Genomic DNA, 255 nt, shown 5'->3' on the forward strand with positions numbered 1-255 from the left:
TCATAGCCTCCTCAACGATTTTCATCCAGTCAGTGTCCAAGTTTTCCTTATTTGGTGCATCGTAAAGAAGGGCATCAACAGGAATGTTAAGCACGGCGGAGATTTTTTCAAGAAATTGAATAGAAGGATTCGTTTGTAAGTTTCGCTCGAGCGAACTTAAGTAAGACTTTGCCACCCCCGCTTTATCGGCGAGTTCAGTCATGGACATTTTCTTTTCTTCTCGCAGTTTTTTTACACGTTTACCAATCATCAATA

The 255-nt window shown here is 40.8% G+C and carries 1 protein-coding gene; it reads right to left on the reverse strand.

Annotation, left to right across the window (positions count from 1 at the left end; genetic code table 11):
* On the reverse strand, window positions 1–250 hold a 250-nt coding region (locus tag SB773_RS33085; RefSeq protein ID WP_410594666.1), incomplete at its 3' end, for a helix-turn-helix domain-containing protein.
* Window positions 251–255 lie beyond the last annotated feature (5 nt).

It is taken from the genome of Bacillus sp. SIMBA_074, from assembly GCF_046534555.1.
Classification (GTDB): Bacteria; Bacillota; Bacilli; order Bacillales; family Bacillaceae_G; genus Bacillus_A; species Bacillus_A mycoides.